The organism is Pseudonocardia petroleophila, assembly GCF_014235185.1.
Taxonomy (GTDB): Bacteria; Actinomycetota; Actinomycetes; order Mycobacteriales; family Pseudonocardiaceae; genus Pseudonocardia; species Pseudonocardia petroleophila.
The window spans coordinates 5,411,802-5,431,162 of record NZ_CP060131.1; the positions used below are offsets into that span (position 1 = coordinate 5,411,802).

Consider the following 19,361-nt stretch of genomic DNA (forward strand, 5'->3'; position numbering starts at 1 on the left):
CGGTCAGGCAACGGCGTCGTCCCGGTCCTCGCCCTCCTCGTGGACCTCCAGCAGGTGGAAGTCCTCCAGGTCGAGCACGAACCCGCGGATCGGCGTACCGGGCAGCAGGAACGGGTCGCGCCGCAGCAGCGCCATGTCCCGCCGCACGCTGACCACCGGGTCCCGGAACGCGTGCGTGCGCCACGGCGGCCGCATCCCCGTCTCCTCGGCGAGCTCCTCGGCGAAGTCGTCGTCGGCGAACGTGGTGAGACCGCAGCCCGCGTGCTGCACGAGCAGGATCTCGCGGGTCTGCAGCTTGCGCTGGCTGATCGTCAGCGAGCGGATGACGTCGTCGGTGACGACGCCGCCCGCGTTCCGCAGGACGTGCACCTCGCCGAGGTTCATGCCGAACAGGGCGAAGACGTCGATGCGGGAGTCCATGCAGGTCAGCAGCGCGGTGTGCAGCGCGGGCGGCACCGGCAGACCCTCCGCGTTCGACGCGGCCAGGCTGCCGCCGCCCGCCTCGTAGCGCGCCAGCAGCTCCTCGATCGCCATGGTCGGTACCCCTTTCGCTCCGCGGTTCACGAGACGATAGGCCGAGGGGGACGCCGCGGTCTCCCCGGCGTGCCGTGCACCACCCCGACGATCATCCCGCCGGGTGGTGGCTCGTGTCGTTGACCAGCCGCACGCTGGTGCCGCCGTCGGGGTAGTAGGCGACCTCGGACAGCCCCGCGAGGTCCAGGTGCATCCGGTAGAGGATCTCCGGGCCGGCCCCCAGCGCGTCGCGCAGCAGCATCTTGATCGGGGTGACGTGGCTGACGACGACGACCGTGGTGCCCGCGTACGCCGCGAGGATCGCGTCGCGCTCGGCCGCGATGCGCGCCGCGACCTCCGCGAAGCTCTCCCCGCCGGGCGGGGACACGTCCTGGTTGCCCAGCCACAGCGCGTGCAGCTCGGGGTCGCGCAGCTTGGCCTCGCCGAACGTGAGGCCCTCCCAGGCGCCGAAGTCGGTCTCGATCAGGCCCTCGCGCACCTCCAGGGGCGCGTTCGTCGCCTCGGCGACGGTGGCGGCCGTCTGGCGGGCCCGGCGCAGCGGCGAGCTGACGATCACCCCGATCTCGTGCGCGATGCGGCCCAGCCGGACCGCCGCGCCCGCGGCCTGGGCGTGCCCGAGCGCGGTGAGCTCGGGGTCGCCGTGGCCGGAGTAGCGCCGGTCGACCGACAGCTCGGTCTGCCCGTGGCGCAGCAGCAGCAGCCGGGTCGGGTCGCCCTTCTGCCCGGTCCAGGAGCCCGACGCCGTCACAGGCCGGACTCCGGGGTGCGCACCAGGATCACGCCGCACTCCTCGCAGTGCACGATCTCGTCGGGTGCGGCGGCCTTGAGCGCGGAGATCGCGGTGCGGTCGAGGTCGAGCCGGCAGGCCTGGCAGCGGCGGGCCAGCAGCAGCGCCGCCCCGGTGCCCTGCTGGGCGCGGCGGCGCTCGTAGGCGGCGAGGAGGTCCTCGGGCAGGGTGGCGACGACCTCGTCGCGGGCCCGTCGGCGGCCGGTCTCGCCCGCGTCGATGTCGGCGAGGGCGGTGTCGCGGCGCTCGGTGATCGTCGCGATCTCCTTCTCCGCGGCGTCCAGCGCGGCGCGCGCGTGCCCGAGGTGGGCCTCCAGCGCCTCGCGCTGCTCCATGATCTCCAGCTGCTCGTCCTCGAGCACCGACTGGCGCCGGGCGAGGGTCTCCAGCTCGTGCTGCAGCTCGGAGGCCTGCTTGGCGCCGATCCCGGCACCGGCGAGGAGCTCGTTGTCGCGGGCGGTGCGCGAGCGGACGCCGTCGACGTCGCGCTCGATGCGGCGGATGTCGCGGTCGAGGTCGCTCGCGTTGGTCTCGGCCTCCACGACCGCGTCCTTCGCCGTGCGCACCGCGGCCTCGGCGGCCGTCAGCTCGGCGTGCTCGGGCAGCGACGTGCGGCGGTGCTGGAGGCGGTTGAGCTCGGTGTCGACGCCGGCGAGGTCGAGCAACCGCCGCTGGACGGCGGGTTCGGCTTTCATGGGGAGGTCCTTCCAGAGGCGACGGTCCACGGATCGGTGCGCCGGTCCGAGACGTGGACCTCGACGCTACCGCCCGTGGCCGCGCGCACCACGGCCGCGGCCTGCGCGCACCACGGCCACTCCGACGCCCAGTGCGCCACGTCGACGAGCGCCGGGGTCGGCCCCGCGGGACCGGTGCCCGCGAGCAGGTGCTCGGAGGCCGGGTGGTGGCGCAGGTCGGCGGTGACGTAGGCGTCGACGCCCGCCCCGACGGCCGCCCCGAGCGCCGAGTCGCCGGCCCCGCCGCACACCGCGACGCGCTCGATCACCCGGTCCGGGTCGCCCGCGGCGCGCACGCCCCACGCGGTCGGCGGCAGGGCGTCGGCGACCCGCTGCGTGAACGCGCGCAGCGGTTCCGGCTCCGCCAGGCGGCCGACCCGGCCCAGCCCGAGCGCGGACGGGATCTCGGCGAGCTCCAGCAGGTCGAACGCCGGCTCCTCGTAGGGGTGGGCGGCCCGCAGCGCCGCGACGACCGCGGCCCGCCTCCCCCGGGGCAGCACCATCTCCAGGCGGGTCTCCGCGACCCGCTCCAGCCGCCCGACCTGTCCGATCGCGGGCTGGGCCCCGTCGAGCGGCTTGAACTGGCCGGTGCCCGCCGAGGCGAACGAGCAGTGGCTGTAGTCGCCGATGTTGCCCGCGCCCGCGGCCGACAGCGCGTCGTGCACCGCGGTGATGGCCGGGCCGACCGGGATGAACGTGACGATCTTGTCGAGCGGCGGCAGCGGGGCCCCGACCAGCGGCCCCTCGACGGTCAGGCCGAGTGCGGCGGCGAGGGCGTCGGAGACACCGGGGTCGGCGGAGTCGGCGTTGGTGTGCGCGGTGAACAGCGCGGTGCCGCCGCGGACCAGCCGGTGCACCAGCGCGCCCTTGGGGGTGTCGGCCCCCACCCCGTGCACTCCCTTGAGCAGCAGCGGATGGTGGGTGACGAGGAGCTGCGCGCCGATCTCCGCGGCCTCGGCGACCGTCTCGGGCACCGGGTCGACCGCGAACAGCACCCGGGTGACGGGTTCGGACGGGTCGCCGCAGACCAGGCCCACGGCGTCCCAGTCGGCGGCGAGGCGGGGCGGGTAGGCGGCCTCCAGGGCGGCGACGACGTCGGCGACGGTGGTCACGGCGTCCGTGCCGGTCACCGGGCCCCTCCCGATGGCAGCATGGCCACCTCCACGCCGTCTGGTTGCGTGAAGGTGGCCATGCTGCGGTCCAGGGGCGCCGCCAGTGCCGCCGCCAGTGCCGCCGCCAGCTCCGCCACCGCCGCGGCCGGACGGACCGCGACCCGGAGGTGGTCGGGACCCAGGCCCGGGAACGTGTCGCCGCGGCGCACCGCGATCCCCGCCTCCCGCAGCTCGGCCCGGACCCGCTCGCCGTGCCCGTCGGGCAGGCGCAGCAGCAGGTAGGGGGCGCGGCCGGGCAGCACGGTGACGCCGTCGACGGCCGACAGCGCGGCGGCCTGCTCCGCGCGCAGCAGCGCGAGCGTGGCCGCGGCCTCCTGCGCCTGCGCGACGGCGGCGGGCTCGCAGCAGGCGATCACGGCCTCCAGCGCGGGCGTCGACACCGGCCACGGCGGGCGGGTCCGCGCCAGCCGGGCCAGCAGCTCGGGCGAGCCGAGGGCATACCCGGCCCGCAGGCCCGCGAGCGCCCAGGTCTTGGTGAGGCTGCGGAACACCAGCGGCCCCGGCTCCCCGGCCAGCGACTCGGTCTCCCCGGGCACGGCGTCGGCGAACGCCTCGTCCACCAGCACGACGCGTCCGGGCGCGGCGAGCGCGCGCACGTCGTCGGCGGGGTGCAGGACACCGGTCGGGTTCGTCGGGTTGCCGACGACGACCAGGTCGGCCCCGGCCGGCACGGCGGCGGGGTGCAGGCGGTGGCCGTCGGCGGCGTCGGTGAGCACGCGGGAGACCGGCACGCCGGCGGCGCGCAGCGCGGCCTCGGGCTCGGTGAAACCGGGGTGCAGCACGGCCGCGAGCCGCGGGCGCAGCGTCGGGAGCAGCGCGAAGCCCTCTGCACTGCCCGCGAGGACCAGCACCTCGTCCGGCCGCCTGCCGTGGCGGGCGGCGACGGCCTCGCGGGCCGCTCGGTCGTGCGCGGCGCTCGGGTAGCGGCCCAGGTCGTCGAGCACGGCGGCGATGCGGTCGCGCAGCCAGCGCGGCGGCCCGGTGCCCTGCACGTTCACCGCGAAGTCCAGCAGCCCCGGCTCGGCGTCGACGTCGCCGTGGTGACGCAGCCCATCATGCTGCGGGGCGTGATCCATGTCCCGCACCCTACGGTGGAGCGGTGCATGTGGTTTTCGTCTGGTCGAGCCCCACATGACGGCACCGCGGAGTAAACTTGAAGTCACAGCAGCTGCGGATGACACAGGGTAAAAGCAAGACTCGCTTCACCGATCCGGACCACCAGCCTCAGGGCTTCGTCTCGATCACCTGCACCGAGCACGGCAGGTTCATCGCCTGGTGCTCTCCTCCCCCGCCCTCGTGCCGGGTGGCCTGTTCGCCCGCGTGCGCGGAGGACAAGGCGTGACCCGCGTGGCGATCTACCTCCGGATCAGCGACGACCGCCGAGGGCTGGAAGAAGGAGTCGACCGCCAGCGCGAGGACTGCCTCCGCCGGGCGAGCATCGAGGGCTGGGACACCGCCCACGTCTACTCGGACAACGACGTGGGCGCGAGCACCCACTCCAAGAAGCCGCGCCCCGGGTACGCCAGCATGCTCGCCGCAGCACGGCGCGGGGAGTTCTCGGTGATCCTCGCCTACAGCAACAGTCGCTTGACTCGACGGACCCGAGAGCTCGACGACCTGATCGACCTCTACAAGGACACGGGCGTTCGCATCTGCACCATCGTCTCCGGCGACGACGACCTCGACACCGCCGACGGCCGCATGGTCGCCCACATCAAGGCCAGCGTCGATGCGGCGGAGGCCGAGCGGACGGCCGAGCGCGTGACCCGAGCAGCGCGGCAGCGGGCCGAGCGAGGAGGCAACCACGGCGGGTACCGGCCCTTCGGGTGGAACCTCGACGGCACTCCCCGGGAGCCCGAGTTCTCGGCCCTCCGCGACGGCATCCTCGCCGTCACCCGTGGAGCCAGCATCCGTTCGGTGGCGAAGGCGTGGGACGCGGCCGGGTTGCCGCCGACGGGCACGGCCAAGCTGTGGACGCCGAGCATCACCTCGACCCGGAACGCGCTGACGAGGTGGCGGAACGCAGGTATCCGGGTCCATCGCGGACAACCGTTGTTCGACGCACCCCAGCTCTGCGAGCCGGCCGTCACCCGCGACGAGCTGGAGGAGTTGCTGCACCACCTCGACGACCGCCGACGTCGCACGAACGGTGGCCGGGTGGCGCAGTCCGCCCTGCTGGGGAGCCTCGCCGACTGCGGCCACTGCGGCGCACCGCTCCGGGCGTCGACGCACGAGATCAGTCAGTTCAACCCGAACCGGGTAGGCACCTACCGCTGCTCCCCTCGCGGGTGCGTCACCATCCGCCGGGCCTCGCTCGACGAGGCGGTGATCGAGGTGGTCCTCGCCGAGCTGCTGTCCGCTGACCTGACCGTGCTCGCCGACTCAGCCGAGGACCGGGCGCGGCTGGTGTGGCTCCGGGCGCAGCTCGCGGAGCTGGCTGCTCGGGAGGCCGGGATGGCGGCCGACTACGGCGCGGGCGAGATGAGCCGGGCGGCGTGGAAGGCGGCCGACGCCGCGTTGCAGGTGAAGAAGACCGAGGCCGAGTTGTCGCTGCGGGAGATCAGCGACCGGTTCGCGCCAGCGGAGTTCGCCTCCCGGGAGCGCGAGCTGCTGGAGCTGTCAGACGTGGAGCGTGACCGGGAGGCGAAGGACGTGCTGGAGCGCTTCGACGACCTGGAGCTGCATCGACGCCGGGAGATCATCCGAGGGCTGGTCACCATCACGGTCAACCCCGGCCGGGTCGACGACAGGATCGTGATCTTCGCCCGGGCGTCCAAGACCCACATCACGCTTGGGTGGAACCCCGAGGTCCGATTCGTGGACGCCGCGCCGTGATGGACACACCGGGGTTGGAGGAGGCCCGGGCTCTCCGTGAGTGGGCGTACGAGGCATTCGGACACGATCACTGGATCACCCGTCAGGCAAACCTGACCGTGATCGCGGAGACCTACATCGGCTACGTGACCTCACTGCCACCCCGACCCGCCATGTCGGAGGACCAGAACGCCCGGGTGGACGCGCTGCTCGCCAAGCACACGTGGCCACCCGGGCTCCTTCAGCCTCCGTGGGACTGAGGCCCGGGCTCACGGCGCGATCTCCCGGGTAGGACACCTGGGACCGCAAACTCAAACCGAAACTGGGCGACGATCACGTGGATGACAACGACCTGATTGAGATGTTCGACAACGTACTCGACCACCTGTGGCTTCGCGTGCAACACGAAGTCCGGGCACACCTGAAGAACCTCATCTCCATCGAGATCGGGTTCAGCCACCTCGACCCGGCCGAGATCGACAAGCTCGCCCACCGCCTACTCGGCTAGCCGGACCGGCCGACCGTCGCCCGGGTCTCCGCAGCTCAGAGACCGAATCCGAATGATCACGGTAACCTGATACCTGTCAGGTACCAGATTCTTCGGGAGACCCGGATGGCTCGACTGCGCACCTCATCGCCGGAATCCCGGGCGGCGCAGGCCGCGATGGCGACAGCCGACCGCGAGGCGGAGCGGGCCCGGGTAATCGCGGAGGACTACAAGGCCCGGTTCCTCGACGGGACGGCGACACGGGAGCAGGCAGCAGCGGCCGGTGCCCGGGCGGGGAAGCTGGCGCGGAGCGCCGACTCCTTGCGCCGGGCCTGGCTCGCCGAGCGCTTCATCGCCCGGGTGGCCGACGCCGTCTCCGATCGACCCGAGCTGACACCCGAGCAGCTCACCCGAATCGAAGTCATTCTTCAAACTCACGGTTTCGGCCGTTAGCGTTAGCAACGACCGGCGCTCCGGACCGCACCACCGTCTTTCCCGGACCCGGGCACCCGTTCGCCGAAACACCAATCAGAAACACCAGTCAGGCAAGCAAAGTAAAGGTCACGGTTTCGTTTCAGCATTCCGGTACCCGAGTGCCAGGCCTTGAAGATCAAGGAAAAACCCTTTATGGTGGTCATGGCACGAACCATGTTCTTAGAACACCAGGTTTCCGTTCACACAAACACCAAGAGCTGTTACCGCGCGAGGGCGGGTAGGACTTCTCCGTACCGCAGCGACTCCGGGAGGACCACGATGCCCACCTCCGACGGCGACCTGACACAGCGCCAGCAGCAGGTTCTGCAGCACGTGACTGACGGTCTCGTCGACGACATCTACTTCGAGTTCGCCCAGGCCAGGGCGCGCGAGGAGTTCCTCGACCACCTAGTCGAGCGGCTCGACCCCGCCGAGGTGGACCGGGCGATCGAGATGATCTTCCAGGCTGCCTGAGCATCTCCCCCGACTCGGCCGCACACGCCGCTCTCCTGATCCCGGAGGGCGGCGTTCTGCGTGTCCGGGTGCCTTTACCCGAGGGCCGTCGTTCCGGACACACGGGCCCGCTCAGCCGGACACCATTCTGTTATCGGCGGAATCGCCGCGCAGAGGTAACGTGGAATCGCGTCGTAGGGACGTGGGACAAACCGAATCCCGGGTGAAACCACCGGAGTAGCTACCGGCAGGACACCCGGGAAGGTCCCACCAGCTAGGACGTCCACGCGGTTTCGTCCCTTTCCCCTACGAGCATCAGGATCACCTGTGTCTGATCTGCTGGATTTTGTTGGTTTGCCCGATAAGCCGTTCAATCGTTTCTGCAAGCGCTGCAGCCGGGCGCTCCGGGTCGACGTGGGTGTGTCCGTCGACGGGATGCCGAGCGCGTGGGCGCACTGCTCCGGGTGCGGCACCGACTACTGCGCGGTCGACCCGCGACATGTCCTCAAGGGCCGCGAGTGGTCGTGGTTCGACGGCGAGACCGAGGGCGGCGGCGTCCGGGTGCCCTGCTGCAACGAGGGCCTGTGCGGGCGGCTGCTGGGCGAGTACGAGCGCTTCCTCGTCGTGTTCTCCACCGGCGTGCACGGCGCCGAGGCGGGCGAGGCCGAGAAGGTGCTGCGTGCCCGGGCGTCGGGCGACGAGCGCAACTGGGCCACCCAGCAGGCGCGCTTCCTGCTCAAGGTCTGGGCCTGGTTCCACCACGAGCGGAAGGCCCAGCGGGACGCTGCGGCAGCTACCGCAGAGGCGGAGCGGGTTGCCGCGCGGCCGTTGTTGACGGCGGAGGAGATTCTCGAGTTGGCGAAGGCCGTCGATCTCCGCAACGCGAAGGTCAAGGCCTCGGCACCGGCGGACGCCGACTTCCTGAAGTTGCTCGCCGAGCTGGACACCGGCTCAAGCGTCAGGACGTTGCGGCGAGCGTGACCTGATGGCCGGGCCCGCCTGAGCCATCGACGCCGTGCGCGACGGGCTGCTCGACGGCGCCCAGCTCGGCCGCGAGGATGCCCGGGTGCCGATGGAACAGCGGGTTCAGCTCATGATCATCGACGACAGCACCGACGACCGCGTGCTGTTCGAGGGCTACGTGCCGGTGATGCCCCGGATCGGAGAGCAGATCGACCCAGGTCTGCTGACCGACAAGAAGACCGGCCTGCCCGTCGGGTACGACGGCACCTGGACGGTGGAGGGAGTGTGGTGGCACGGCTTGGTGATTCCGAGGGCGACGATCTACGTCAAGAAGACGTAGCTCCTCGTCGCGCGGCGGTGCGCTCCCCGGCCGGGTCGAGGATGTTGCGCAGCTCGGCGAGGACGTCGTCGGGGATCTCGTCCCCGGGCTGGCCGATCATCTGCTCGACGAGCACCACCAGGTCTTCGGGGTCCACGCCGAGCGAGTCACCGATCCTCGTCAGCTCCGGGTGCATCGTCCGACCGTATGCCCCTGTCAGTTTCCGAGGAAGACTCGATCGCCGGCTCGGCCTCGCTACCCGCCGCCGCCAGGATCGCCGTCATCAGCGCCGCTACCTCCCGGGCTAGCTCGGGGCTGATCCTGCGTCGACGGCGCGGCACGCTCCAACACGTTGCCCGCACGGCCCCTCACCGCGCTAGCGATGGTCGGGTTGTCCGGGCCCATCGCCTTGAGGATCGCGACCGCGTCCTTCGCTCCACCTCGCCGGTAGACCAGCCAGATGAAGACGAAGCGCATGAGCCGGTAGAGGAGCCAGCAGCTCGCGGTGATCACGGGCGAGACGACAAGGGCAGTGGCGAGGTCCACGGATAGCTCCAGCCGGGCCTGCTGCCCCGCGCCCGGGAACAGAGCCCGTTGGAACTAGTCCGGCTCTGCCAACCACTTCACAGCCAACGAGGTAAGGCGCGCCGATACCTACACATCGGCTACCCCGCGTACAGCTTCCTGTTCCTGCAGTGCATTGTCGGTGGACACCTCGCTCGGATGCCCGGCTCGCCAGAATGAATCTCGGCCGGGGCGTCTCGACATGCCCACGGCCAGGCTACACGGGGTGACCATGGGCGCTCAACGGACACCACCGCACACACCCGGCAGTGGGCCAGGGGCTGTTTTGTCGGACTTCGTCGATACGCTTCGCCCTGTGACAGAGAGCATCGAGTCAGACACGCCGAGCACCAGCAGCAACCTGGACGACAACGGACGCTTCGCGGTGCTGCGGTCGCTCCTGGCCGTGCTGGGAGAGAGCGACACCAGCTTGTCGGTGACCTTGTTCGTCGACGGGGCGGTCGTGACCGGCCGGGCTGTCCCTCGCACCGAGTGGCTCGAAGCGGTGGCCGGAGTGCCTTCCCCCGACGACGACCCGACAGCAGATGGCATCCGCACGCTCTTGCGCGGCGCAGCAGACGTGGACAGCGAGCCGCTGAGTTCGACGACGATCAACACCGTGAACCTCATCGACGTCACGATCTTTAGTGTTGGAGGGGCGCAGATGCTGATACCGACGCTGCAGATCGCTCTGGCCCGGGTGAGCGGATGGACGCTTGGCCGCGTGGAATTCCAGCGTTGACGGCCACGACCCCCCTCTGGTTCACCGCGCTGGTCGCCTTCATCGCACCGGCCATTGCCATCGTTGGCGTCTACTTCGGGCAGCGCATGGCCCGCACGACAGCCGAGCTGCAGGTGAAGGCGCAGGAGCGCCGGGACCAACTCGCGTGGGCCCGGGAAGATCAGCACCGCTTCACCGAGGACCGCCGCGACCTCTACGCAGACTTCCTCGCCACTGCGGAAGCGCTGATCGACAACTTGGAGGACCACGGCCCTCTTTTCTCCCGTGAGCATCGAATCGTCATCTCAGGGCTTAGCAGCAGCGGCGGGAGAACCAAGATGGTGCATCCGTTCGAGTGGCATCCACTCAATGTTCTGAGCGGCAAGATCGACTTGGTCTCGCCGCGAACAATCTCGGTGCCTGCAAGTCAGCTATCGACGGCCATCTTTGCCGACGCGAACGCCATGCCGGCACACGAGAACACGGACGTGATCGATATCGATATTGCCGCACTGAACGAGATGTTGAACAACCTGAGGATCTTCATGCGGGAAGACCTCGCACCGCCGACGTCGGAGGCGCAGTAGTACTTGCCGTCACCCGTCTGAACATGCCGACAGCCCCCAGCCGGTGTCAGCTGGGGGCCGCAGAAGGGCTTGGAGCCGAGCCTGGACTCTCTCCGGGTCAGCTGGCGCGTAGCCGGTCGGTGCAGGGATCGCGGTGGCTGGGCAGCTCGATCGGCAACGGCGTCACACCGTCGTCAGCGCGCTCACCCCACTTTGTGTGGCAGCACGCCTGATGCGGGTCCCTGCGGGGCCACTCCTCGCACAGGGTCTTCGTCCAGGTCCCGGGTGCGTAGTGGGCGATAACCTTGCGCCCGTCGGGATCCCATACTCGAATGTTGCCGCCCCCGTACTCCTGGACCGTGTCCGAGTCGGGATACACGTCCGGGTCTTCCGGCTTGGCGGTAGTCCACACCGATACAGACATCCTGCTGTCCTCTGCTCAGCGCGCTGCATTTATGAGCGTGCGCACGTGGGGTCGAGCTACGCGGCGGACGTCGCGCGACGAAAGTCTAACCGAGATGTGACAGTGATCGGAAACCAGCCACATGACGAGCAAGGTTGCACTTGTAGCCTCCCGCCGTGGACATCACCGTCTTGATCAGCATCGCGTCGCTCGTCCTGACCCCCTCTGCAGCGCTGGGCGGCGTGTTCCTTGGCCAGTGGATGCAACGACGGACGACTCGCGAGCAGTTGGCAGCGCAAGATCGCCGTGACGAGTTGGCCCGGGCACATGAGGATCGCCATCGCTTCACCGAAGAGCGCCGGGCGATCTACGCGAACTTCCTCGCGGCGACGACGTCGTTCGACGACTTGGTGACGGGACAGCGCCGCATCCTCGAGCCAGCGATGGAGGCCGAGGCTGAGCACTCTCCCATCGACGCCGACTTTGCCGCGATACACAACCGGCTGGTGGTCGACCGAGGGTTTGATACCGCGGTTGATGCAGCAATGCTGGAATACAACAAGACTCTCGGCAATCTAGAACTTACCGCGGGCGACCCGGTGAGGGCCAGCGCCTACAAGCTGATGCACGCACTCATGGAGTACGCGATTCTCAGCATCCAGTCTTGGCAACCTCGGTCAGCCGCGCGGCGACACGAAGATGCAAAGACTGAGCGTGAGAAAGTCCGCAATCTCATGCGGTCCGAGCTGGGAATCGTCATGCCGTCAGAGTGACCCATTCGGCTGAACAGTCTGATCGTATTCCGATGCTAATCTCGTCATATGCAGCTGACACGGAAGCAGTACCTCGCCTTGCAGGCTCTGTTCCTCGTTTCGGTCGCGACGTTCTTGCAGAGCGTGGGCGTCGCCCTCATCTGACAGACGGCCGATCCGAAGCTATAACTGAACGCACGAAGGCCAGGAGCCTCAACCGGTGCGTCTCGCTACGAGACCCCCACGAGGTCCACCATGGCTACATCTGATGTTCCGGTTACCCGCAACGCCGAGGGCATGCGGATCTGCAACACCGAGGGCTGCGACGGCAAGCACCGTGCGCGCGGCATGTGCGTCGGCTGCTTCAACCGCAGCCACCGTGCCGCCCAGAAGGCTGCGGGCCTCTCGGCTGCCACTGGTGCCCCGCTCCGCAATCGCCCCCGGGCTGGCCGGATCTGCGTCGTCGGGGACTGCCCCCGCGCTGTCCACGCTGGCGACTGGTGTCACTCGCATTACAAGTCCCATGCGCCCCGCTCGCGCTCGTGTACCCGTCCCGGGTGCGCCAAGCCGTTCCACGCTCAGGGCCTCTGCTCCGACCACTACGAGGCCGCTCGTCGATCGGGTCACCTGGACGTCGTCCGCCCGGTCGGTCGCCCCGTTGCTGAGCGCTTCGCCGACTACCAGGCCGCACCTGATGCCGCCGGATGCCGGGTGTGGGTCGGCTCGATCGACAAGTACAGCGGCCGTGGCTCGTTCACGCTGGAGGGCAGCCAGGCAACACAGGCGCACCGCGCTGCGTGGCTGCTGCAGCACGGCGACCTGCCGGTCGACGAGCACGGCAAGAGCCTCCCGTTCGATCACATGTGCCGGGTCGGCCGGTGCACGAACCCCGGGCACCTGCAGCCAGTCACCACGAAGGAGAACAGCCGTCGGGGCATGGTCGCGAGCGGCCACCGGCCCATCACCGCGCAGGACCCGTGGTTCTGGGTCGCCCTGAACGCCTGGCGCCATGGCGCGGACAACTTCCCCGCACGGGTCGTCTCGAAGCCTTCACGTGTGAAGGTGATCCAGATCAGCGACGGGCAGGTGGCCGCGTGAGCTACGACCTAGACCTCCGTTGCCCCAACCGCACAAGACGCCTGTTCGCCAAGCTCGGCCCCGGATACGTCGAGGCGTCCTGCCAGGACTGCCGCAAGTCCATCCGGGTCGAGCAGCCCGACGTGCAGCACGTGCTGCACCGCTACTCGGTCCTCTCCGGGCGTCTTCTGGAGACCGTCATCGAGCGTGCGTCGTGATGCGCCGGTTCCTGTTGCAGACCTCGGCCGGGGTCCTCCTTGCGCTACTCATCGTGGCGTGCGGTCCCGTCGCCCACTCCCCCGCCGGATCGGCACCGACGGCTACCTCGCCCGTTCCGTCTCCTGAGCCGGCGGAAGACATGGAATCGGCAACCCGGTGAGCACCTACGACCCCGCCTCCCGCTCTCCCGAGGCGCAGTACGCCGCCCTGCGCACCTTCTGGACCGGGGTACGCACCTCGACCCACACGGCCTCCCCGCTCGTGGCGTTCCTCGCGGGCTACGGCCTAGGCCGGGCACACGGATACGAGGACGCAGTCGAGGAACTCACAACACCAGTTGTCGGAACACAAGGAGATGCACATGGCTCGTAGAACTGAGGCTCAGTTCGCCGAGCAGCGCGCAGCCGTCTACGAGCACCGCGTGCGTGGCCTGAGCTACCGGGCGATCTCCGCCGCGACGAACATCCCGCTGTCCACGGTGGTCAGCTGGTGCAAGAAGCTGACGGCTGCTCGCGTGCAGGAGTCGCAGGAGGAGCTGCTCGCCTACGAGCTGGAGCGTCTCGACCTCTGGCAGTCGCGCCTGGAGGCACAGGCCGAGGAGGGCAAGCAGGTCGCGCGGAACACCGAGGTGCTCCTCCGTCTGTCCGAGCGCCGGGCGAAGCTTCTCGGCATGGACCAGCCGGAGCGCATCGAGGCCACGGTCCACGAGATCACGCAGGAAGACCTGGCCATTGCCGAGCTGGTGCGGGACGCGCAGGCCGCTGCAGCTCTGGAGGAGCAGCGGATCCGCGACGGGGCCGCGTGATCAGTCGGTGTTCCGGGCTAGCGTCCTGGCACCGTGGCGACCGAGTGTTCCGAGCTCTTAGGCTGCACTCGACCCCACTTCGCCAAGGGCCTGTGTCAGCCCCACTACATCCAGCGGTGGCGGGGCCAGGAGCTTCGTCCGCTGGGCATGCGTCGTCCCCGGGCACTGTGCACCGCACCGTGCGGCTGCGGTCGGCACGTGGCCGCACACGGCCTCTGCTCGGCCCACCTGAAGCAGGCCATGGCCGGTAGGGAGCTGACTCCGGTCCGGGTGAACCGGGATATTCACGCCCGCGACGCCGAGGGCCGCAAGGAGTGCGCCACCTGCAGGCAGTGGTGCGAGGTCGGCGAGTACCGACTGAGCCAGAAGGCCGGTGATGGCCTGACGAGCAACTGCCGGAAGTGCAGCCGGGCGTACACGATCCAGCGCAAGTACGGCATCAGCCCTGCCCGCTACGACGAGATGCTCGCCGAGCAAGGCGAGCAATGTGCCATCTGCCGTTGCGTCCCGGTTCCGAACCGGCGAGGCATCACCCTCGTCGTCGACCACGACCACAGCTGCTGCCCGGGTGATCGGTCTTGCAATTCCTGCGTCCGGGCGCTCATATGCGTTTCGTGCAACATCGCGCTCGGGGCCGCCGGAGACGATGTTGATCGCCTCAATTCAATGATTGGCTACCTGAAGGATCACCGTGAGTGACTTGTTCGCAGTCGCAGTACCAGGTCAGGACGGATCTACAGATGTGGAGCTGTTCACCGAGGCAGGAGACGTGTTGGTCTGCGATGACGCCCAGCTCCTCTTTGCTGCCTTCCCCGAGGGTTTCGTGGTTCGGGTGCCGAACAATCTAGAGCCGGTAAGAGACTTCACGAGCTGGATCACCGACAGCTCTATTCAGTTCAAGCCCCAGCGCCACGAGGAGTGACAGCGGTGATGGAGTCCAACGGTCGGGTCCGAGCGCAGTTCGCCGGGTGGCTGCGGGCGCAGGAGCCCGAGCCTCTCCGGGTCACGCCGGTCATCCGCATCTACCTGATCCTCAACGGCTGGACGCCGCCCGATGCCTCGTGCGAGGAGCTGGTCGCGCTCCGGGAGTTCGTTGCCCGGCACCGGGAGATCGTCGAGGTGTCCAGTGCCTAGTGACGAGGCACCCGAGTGGTCCGATGCAGTGAGGTGCCAGGGCTGCTACGCCGATCTCGTTCCTGCTCACGGGATCTCTGCCTGGCGTGCCGCGTCCGGGACGCTGTTCTGCGACGGGCGCATTCCGCACGAGCCGTTGCCAGACGTCGAGGCCTACTACTGTGACTGATCACGTGGGGCCGGCAACTGCAGACGTCACCTGGTGCGTGACGTTCCTCAACGGCGACGAGCTCCTGGTGCACGAGGACGTGCAGTGGGCTCGGCTGATTGCCTCGATGGAGCCGGGTCGGCAGTGGATCCAGATCGATGACGACCTCCTCGTGAACCCCGCGCTGATCGTGCGCGTGCGGCGTCTGCGAGACATCGTCTAAGGCCGTGCACGTGCCCGTCTCAGTTTGCTGAGTGACAACATCGTTGAGCGTCTGACGCCTCCCCTGCCGTTGCGGAGGCGTCTCGGGTGTCAGCCCCTGCAGTAGAAAGTCCCGGTGGCACACGCTTCGACGTGGCCGCCAAGCTGGGCCGCTACGACGCCGATGCGCTGGTCGCGTCCGCCGACTACCGCCGGGCGGTCACTCGCGCGGACCCGATGATGTTCGCGCTCGTGTACCTGCCGCACCACATCCGCAGCGAGGACACCGGATTCACGATCAGCTTCTCGCAGTTCCACCTGGATCTGTTCGAGCAGGCGAAGCAGTGGATGAAGCCGCTGGGTGGCCCGCGCGAGTCCCGGGACTGCTACGTCGCTCCCCGTAACGCGGGTAAGTCGACGCTTGCGTTCCTGCTGCTGCCGATGTGGGCGGCGGCGCACGGCTGGGTTCGTTACCTCGCCGCGTTCGCCGACTCCGCAACGCAGGCAGAGAGCCACCTTATGTCGTTCAAGATGGAGCTGGACGAGAACAAGCTGCTCCGCAACGACTTTCCCGACCTCTGCTCCCCCGCCCGTCGGCAGTCGGGTGTGTCCCTGGCCGACTCGCAGTCTGTGGTCATGGCCCGGTCCGGGTTCATCTTCGAGGCCCGTGGCATCACGTCGTCGATCCTGGGCATGAAGCGCGGCGACGCCCGCCCGGACATGATCCTGCTCGACGACATCGAGCCCAAGGAGGGCCAGTACTCGATCGAGCAGAAGGCCAAGCGGCTTAAGGCGCTGATCGGCTCGGTCTTTCGGCTGCGCATCACGGCCCGGGTCGTCATCACGGGCACCGTGACGATGCACGGATCGATCATCCACGACCTCGTGCGGATGGTCACCGAGCCCGAGCCGCCGGAAACGTGGCCGATTCACCAGAAGATCCGGGTGCACTACTACCCCGCAATTATCACCGACCCGGAGACGGGCGAAGAGGACTCGTGGTGGCCGGAGTACATGTCCTTCGAGGACTTGTCCTACGACCGACACACCGCCGATTTCAAGATGCACATGATGAACCAGCCGGTCGGCGGCGAGGGCGCGTACTGGACCGAGGCGGACTTCCGCTACGGCGAGCCTGAAGGCGTCGTCCGCACCCTGCTGGCCATCGATCCCAGCATCAGCAATCGGCGCTCCACTCAGGACGAGACCGGTCTGGCCGTCGTCGGCTGGTCGGAGATCGAGAACAAGTGCGTGGTCAAGCATGTCGAAGGCGTGAAGCTGACCGGCACGGCGCTACGAGATCGGGTGCTGCAGCTGCTCGTGCGCTTCCCGGAGATCCGGGTGCTGCTCGTGGAGAAGAACCAGGGCGGCGAGTTGTGGCTCGACGTCTTCCACCACATGCCGGACGTCAAGGTGCTGCTGCACTCGGCCACGGAGAAGAAGGAAGTGCGGATCGCGAACGCCGCTCAGAACTTCTGGCAGCGCGGCCGGGTCTTCCACGCGAAGCCCCTTCCGGCGTTCGAGGAGCAGGCGGCGGCGTACCCCCGGGTGACGAAGGACGACCTCATCGACGCAGCGGTGGCTGGCGTCTCCTACTTCCTCGCACCGGTCAAGAAGGTCAAGTCCAGCGTCCGGGTCCAGTCATACCTGTGACCGCCGTGACGAATCACTTCTACGAAACCATCCGAGGAGTGTCTCTGTGATTGACGACCTGCTGCACGGCTGGGCAGAGCTTCAGGACGCGGCTCCCGACTATGCAGAGGCTGAGCGCTACTTCTCCGGCGAGGTCGCGGAGTTCTTCGCCTCGCCTCGAATCCGCCAGGCCGTCGCGGCGACCGGGGACCGGTACCGCTTTAACCTCGCCAAGACCCCGGTGCACGTGATGGCTGACCGGGTCGAGCTGTCCTCGGTTACCGCGCCTGACGACAACCAGTCCTCCGCCGTCATCGAGCAGGTCTGGGACGCCAACGATCTCGACGTCCACTACCCGGACCTTTTCCTCAAGGCGTTCACCTACGGCGATGCATACCTGCAGGCGTGGCCGGTCTTGGAGGCCGACGAGGAAGCGGACGGCGAGCTGTTCATCGCCGGGGTTGAGCTCACGGTGCACAACCCCAAGAACTGCCGGGTCGTCTACGACGTCGAGAACGCCCGGCGTAAGGCGTTCGCCATCAAGCGCTGGTGCACCCGGGCAGCCGGGCAGGACGTCTGGCGCGTGGACCTGTACTACGCCGACGCGATCGAGCGCTGGGCCACGAAGCCCGGGTCGTCGCCCGATCTTCGCGAGGCGTGGGTGCCGTACCTCGAAGACGAGGACGGTCCGGACGACTGGCTGATGGACAACCCGTACGGCGAGATCCCGTTCTTCCACTACCGGACCGGTCTCCCGTACGGCGCACCAGAACACAAGGCCGGCTACGGCTGCCAAGACGCGGTCAACAAGATGCTGATTACGCAGCTCACCACCACCGACTCGCACGGCTGGCCGCAGCGCTACGCGCTCACCGACGCGGGCGCGGTCGTCGACGACTCCCCCGACACTCAGGTCTGGGACAGCCCGGAGCCGGGTTCCATCGTTGACAGCGACCAGCCCCAGCGCGCGGAGCCCGGGTCGCTCATGGACTTCGTCGGCAAGAAGGCCGTCGGTCAGTTCCCGGCAGCAGACCCGTCCGTCTTCCTGGAGCCCGCCGAGCTCTACATCCGGCTGATGGCGCAGCTGACCACCACGCCGCTGCACTACTTCGACCCCTCGGGCGGCACGCCGTCGGGTGAGTCCCTCAAGGTCGCCGAGGCGCCGCTGGTGAAGAAGGTGCAGAACCGCCAGGTCATGCTCCGTGGCCCGGTCATGGAGACGTGGTCGTTCGTACTGCGGCTTGTGGGCCTCTCTCCTGCCCGCATCGACGTCCGGTGGGCGCCGGTCGCCAGCGCCTCGGGAGCGTCGGACTGGGAGGTCGTGGCGGCGAAGCAGGCGGCAGGCGTTCCGGTTGATCAGACGCTGATCGAGGCGGGCTACCCCTCGGAGACGATCCTGCAGTGGGCCGACGACGGCGATGACAGCTCGGGCATCACGACACAACTCGACTTGATCAAGGCACGAGCCGAGGCGCTTGGTGTGCTGATCCGCTCGGGCGCTGACCCCGAGTCTGCTGCGGCCCGGGTCGGTCTGGCCGGGCTGACGTTCACCGGCGCTGTCCCGGTCACGTTGCGGGTTCCCGAGGCGGACGCCGCCGGTCTGGAGGACAAGTAGCCGTGGCTGCAGGCAAGTGGACTCCCAACCCGGTGATCGATCGCGGATCGGTATGGCGCACCAACATCCGGTTCACTGACGCGGCCGGTGTCGCCATCCCCATCCAGTCCCCAGGTTGGATGGACGTGCGCACCCGTCCCGAACGCAGTGCCTCCCTCGTGGTTCGTCTCGACTCCGCTGGGGACGCAGATGGCCTCGTCAGCTTCGGCCCTGACACGAATCAGGCAACGCTGTTCCTGTCTGCAGCGTCGACGAGTGACATTGCGCCGGGTGAGTACTACTTCGACCTGTTCGTCTCGAACCAGCAGGGCGAGGCGGAGAGGCTCGTGTTCGGGATCGTCGAGGTTCGCGGCGAGGTGAGCCTGCCGTGAGCGCTCACGTGGTTGTCGAGCAGAGCACCAACTACGTCGAGGTCAGCGACAACGGCCAGAACGTGCTGGTAGTCGAGGCCGGACCGCAGGTCATTCTCGACCAGGGCCGCCTCGGACCTCCCGGTCCCGCAGGGCCTCCGGGTCCTCCGGGCGACTCCGAGGCCACGCTCGCGTTCGTCCACCCACAGGTCGTTCCAGTCCTGACCGTGCAGATCCTGCACGGCCTGGTGTTCCAGCCCGCCGGTGTCATCTGCATTGACAGCCAGGGCGACGTTGTCGAGTTCGGAACCATTACTTATCCCCAGGTCGGCGTCGTCGAGCTGACTTTCGGTGTCCCGTTCTCGGGCACTGTTCGCCTGAGTTAAGAAGGGCCAAGACCAATGCCAGTCCGTAGGTTCAACACAGACATCGATCTG

27 protein-coding genes are annotated in these 19,361 nt (G+C 68.6%); 20 read left to right on the top strand and 7 right to left on the bottom strand.

What is annotated here, in order from left to right; all coding sequences use genetic code 11:
• Positions 1-3: 3 nt before the first annotated feature.
• The 5 genes from H6H00_RS26590 to cobC all read right to left on the bottom strand — a co-directional run bounded on the left by H6H00_RS26590 (position 4) and on the right by cobC (position 4,303).
• Entirely contained in the window at positions 4-534 is a 531-nt protein-coding gene (locus H6H00_RS26590) for a beta-class carbonic anhydrase (protein WP_185718388.1), read from the bottom strand.
• Positions 535-625: 91 nt separating this feature from the next.
• Positions 626-1,282 carry a histidine phosphatase family protein gene (locus tag H6H00_RS26595; protein ID WP_344735729.1) on the bottom strand — a complete coding sequence of 219 codons (657 nt, stop codon included), beginning with the start codon at positions 1,280-1,282 and terminating at the stop codon, positions 626-628.
• A complete protein-coding gene (locus tag H6H00_RS32520; protein WP_255425388.1) occupies positions 1,279-2,016 on the bottom strand; it encodes a zinc ribbon domain-containing protein in 738 nt (245 codons plus the stop codon). Before H6H00_RS32520 ends, H6H00_RS26595 begins: the two co-directional genes overlap by 4 nt.
• A complete protein-coding gene (locus tag H6H00_RS26600; protein WP_185722803.1) occupies positions 2,013-3,167 on the bottom strand; it encodes a Nif3-like dinuclear metal center hexameric protein in 1,155 nt (384 codons plus the stop codon). The genes H6H00_RS32520 and H6H00_RS26600 overlap by 4 nt, the downstream gene beginning before the upstream one ends.
• A 14-nt stretch (positions 3,168-3,181) precedes the next feature.
• The gene (gene cobC, locus H6H00_RS26605) at positions 3,182-4,303 is read right to left on the bottom strand and encodes an Rv2231c family histidinol phosphate aminotransferase CobC (RefSeq protein WP_185718389.1); all 1,122 of its coding nucleotides are present in this window, start codon (positions 4,301-4,303) and stop codon (positions 3,182-3,184) included.
• 262 nt (positions 4,304-4,565) lie between these two features.
• Here cobC and H6H00_RS26610 point away from each other — a divergent pair, with 262 nt between their 5' ends.
• From H6H00_RS26610 to H6H00_RS26635, 6 genes are all read left to right on the top strand, one after another.
• The gene (locus H6H00_RS26610; RefSeq protein WP_185718390.1) at positions 4,566-6,062 is read left to right on the top strand and encodes a recombinase family protein; all 1,497 of its coding nucleotides are present in this window, start codon (positions 4,566-4,568) and stop codon (positions 6,060-6,062) included.
• A 316-nt stretch (positions 6,063-6,378) separates the two neighbouring features.
• Complete coding sequence (locus H6H00_RS26615; RefSeq protein ID WP_185718391.1) at positions 6,379-6,549, top strand: hypothetical protein; 171 nt, start codon at positions 6,379-6,381, stop codon at positions 6,547-6,549.
• A gap of 105 nt (positions 6,550-6,654) precedes the next feature.
• On the top strand, positions 6,655-6,981 hold the full coding sequence (locus tag H6H00_RS26620) for a hypothetical protein (protein WP_185718392.1): 327 nt from the start codon (positions 6,655-6,657) through the stop codon (positions 6,979-6,981).
• 300 nt (positions 6,982-7,281) lie between these two features.
• Positions 7,282-7,476 (top strand): hypothetical protein, encoded by a 195-nt coding sequence (locus tag H6H00_RS26625; RefSeq protein ID WP_185718393.1) that lies wholly within the window; start codon positions 7,282-7,284, stop codon positions 7,474-7,476.
• A gap of 306 nt (positions 7,477-7,782) precedes the next feature.
• A complete protein-coding gene (locus H6H00_RS26630; protein ID WP_185718394.1) occupies positions 7,783-8,436 on the top strand; it encodes a hypothetical protein in 654 nt (217 codons plus the stop codon).
• A 34-nt stretch (positions 8,437-8,470) separates the two neighbouring features.
• Positions 8,471-8,758 (top strand): hypothetical protein, encoded by a 288-nt coding sequence (locus tag H6H00_RS26635; protein WP_185718395.1) that lies wholly within the window; start codon positions 8,471-8,473, stop codon positions 8,756-8,758.
• Here H6H00_RS26635 and H6H00_RS26640 read toward each other — a convergent pair.
• Complete coding sequence (locus tag H6H00_RS26640) at positions 8,745-8,933, bottom strand: hypothetical protein (RefSeq protein ID WP_185718396.1); 189 nt, start codon at positions 8,931-8,933, stop codon at positions 8,745-8,747. The genes H6H00_RS26635 and H6H00_RS26640 overlap by 14 nt on opposite strands.
• A 59-nt stretch (positions 8,934-8,992) precedes the next feature.
• Positions 8,993-9,283 carry a hypothetical protein gene (locus H6H00_RS26645; protein ID WP_185718397.1) on the bottom strand — a complete coding sequence of 97 codons (291 nt, stop codon included), beginning with the start codon at positions 9,281-9,283 and terminating at the stop codon, positions 8,993-8,995.
• 334 nt (positions 9,284-9,617) lie between these two features.
• Between H6H00_RS26645 and H6H00_RS26650 the strand changes: the two genes are divergently transcribed.
• The 14 genes from H6H00_RS26650 (at position 9,618) to H6H00_RS26715 (ending at position 19,310) form a co-directional block, all read left to right on the top strand.
• Positions 9,618-10,043, top strand: a complete 426-nt coding sequence (locus H6H00_RS26650) for a GvpU-like protein (RefSeq protein WP_185718398.1) — start codon at positions 9,618-9,620, stop codon at positions 10,041-10,043.
• Positions 10,040-10,609: a hypothetical protein gene (locus H6H00_RS26655; protein WP_185718399.1), complete on the top strand. Its 570-nt coding sequence runs from the start codon at positions 10,040-10,042 to the stop codon at positions 10,607-10,609. Before H6H00_RS26650 ends, H6H00_RS26655 begins: the two co-directional genes overlap by 4 nt.
• A 558-nt stretch (positions 10,610-11,167) precedes the next feature.
• A complete protein-coding gene (locus H6H00_RS26660; protein WP_185718400.1) occupies positions 11,168-11,764 on the top strand; it encodes a hypothetical protein in 597 nt (198 codons plus the stop codon).
• Between the two features lie 234 nt (positions 11,765-11,998).
• Positions 11,999-12,841 carry an HNH endonuclease gene (locus tag H6H00_RS26665; protein WP_185718401.1) on the top strand — a complete coding sequence of 281 codons (843 nt, stop codon included), beginning with the start codon at positions 11,999-12,001 and terminating at the stop codon, positions 12,839-12,841.
• Positions 12,838-13,038, top strand: coding sequence for a hypothetical protein (locus tag H6H00_RS26670; protein WP_185718402.1), 201 nt, complete (start codon positions 12,838-12,840; stop codon positions 13,036-13,038). Before H6H00_RS26665 ends, H6H00_RS26670 begins: the two co-directional genes overlap by 4 nt.
• A 362-nt stretch (positions 13,039-13,400) precedes the next feature.
• A complete protein-coding gene (locus H6H00_RS26675; protein WP_185718403.1) occupies positions 13,401-13,844 on the top strand; it encodes a hypothetical protein in 444 nt (147 codons plus the stop codon).
• Between the two features lie 198 nt (positions 13,845-14,042).
• Positions 14,043-14,543, top strand: a complete 501-nt coding sequence (locus H6H00_RS26680; protein WP_185718404.1) for an endonuclease VII domain-containing protein — start codon at positions 14,043-14,045, stop codon at positions 14,541-14,543.
• Positions 14,536-14,766 carry a hypothetical protein gene (locus tag H6H00_RS26685; protein WP_185718405.1) on the top strand — a complete coding sequence of 77 codons (231 nt, stop codon included), beginning with the start codon at positions 14,536-14,538 and terminating at the stop codon, positions 14,764-14,766. The genes H6H00_RS26680 and H6H00_RS26685 overlap by 8 nt, the downstream gene beginning before the upstream one ends.
• Before the next feature lie 8 nt (positions 14,767-14,774).
• Positions 14,775-14,978 (top strand): hypothetical protein, encoded by a 204-nt coding sequence (locus H6H00_RS26690; protein ID WP_185718406.1) that lies wholly within the window; start codon positions 14,775-14,777, stop codon positions 14,976-14,978.
• 206 nt (positions 14,979-15,184) lie between these two features.
• Complete coding sequence (locus H6H00_RS26695; RefSeq protein ID WP_185718407.1) at positions 15,185-15,349, top strand: hypothetical protein; 165 nt, start codon at positions 15,185-15,187, stop codon at positions 15,347-15,349.
• Positions 15,350-15,480: 131 nt separating this feature from the next.
• Positions 15,481-16,980 carry a hypothetical protein gene (locus tag H6H00_RS26700; RefSeq protein WP_185718408.1) on the top strand — a complete coding sequence of 500 codons (1,500 nt, stop codon included), beginning with the start codon at positions 15,481-15,483 and terminating at the stop codon, positions 16,978-16,980.
• A gap of 46 nt (positions 16,981-17,026) precedes the next feature.
• On the top strand, positions 17,027-18,574 hold the full coding sequence (locus H6H00_RS26705; RefSeq protein WP_185718409.1) for a phage portal protein: 1,548 nt from the start codon (positions 17,027-17,029) through the stop codon (positions 18,572-18,574).
• 2 nt (positions 18,575-18,576) lie between these two features.
• Entirely contained in the window at positions 18,577-18,945 is a 369-nt protein-coding gene (locus tag H6H00_RS26710; RefSeq protein ID WP_185718410.1) for a hypothetical protein, read from the top strand.
• Positions 18,942-19,310, top strand: coding sequence for a hypothetical protein (locus H6H00_RS26715; protein ID WP_185718411.1), 369 nt, complete (start codon positions 18,942-18,944; stop codon positions 19,308-19,310). The genes H6H00_RS26710 and H6H00_RS26715 overlap by 4 nt, the downstream gene beginning before the upstream one ends.
• Positions 19,311-19,361 lie beyond the last annotated feature (51 nt).

Coding starts and splice junctions, on each gene's coding strand:
- H6H00_RS26690 (WP_185718406.1), top strand. CDS start 14,775: ATGGAGTCCAACGGTCGGGTCCGAGCGCAGTTCGCCGGGTGGCTGCGG.
- H6H00_RS26640 (WP_185718396.1), bottom strand. CDS start 8,933: ATGCACCCGGAGCTGACGAGGATCGGTGACTCGCTCGGCGTGGACCCC.
- cobC (WP_185718389.1), bottom strand. CDS start 4,303: ATGGATCACGCCCCGCAGCATGATGGGCTGCGTCACCACGGCGACGTC.
- H6H00_RS26675 (WP_185718403.1), top strand. CDS start 13,401: ATGGCTCGTAGAACTGAGGCTCAGTTCGCCGAGCAGCGCGCAGCCGTC.
- H6H00_RS26625 (WP_185718393.1), top strand. CDS start 7,282: ATGCCCACCTCCGACGGCGACCTGACACAGCGCCAGCAGCAGGTTCTG.
- H6H00_RS26590 (WP_185718388.1), bottom strand. CDS start 534: ATGGCGATCGAGGAGCTGCTGGCGCGCTACGAGGCGGGCGGCGGCAGC.
- H6H00_RS26665 (WP_185718401.1), top strand. CDS start 11,999: ATGGCTACATCTGATGTTCCGGTTACCCGCAACGCCGAGGGCATGCGG.
- H6H00_RS26620 (WP_185718392.1), top strand. CDS start 6,655: ATGGCTCGACTGCGCACCTCATCGCCGGAATCCCGGGCGGCGCAGGCC.
- H6H00_RS32520 (WP_255425388.1), bottom strand. CDS start 2,016: ATGAAAGCCGAACCCGCCGTCCAGCGGCGGTTGCTCGACCTCGCCGGC.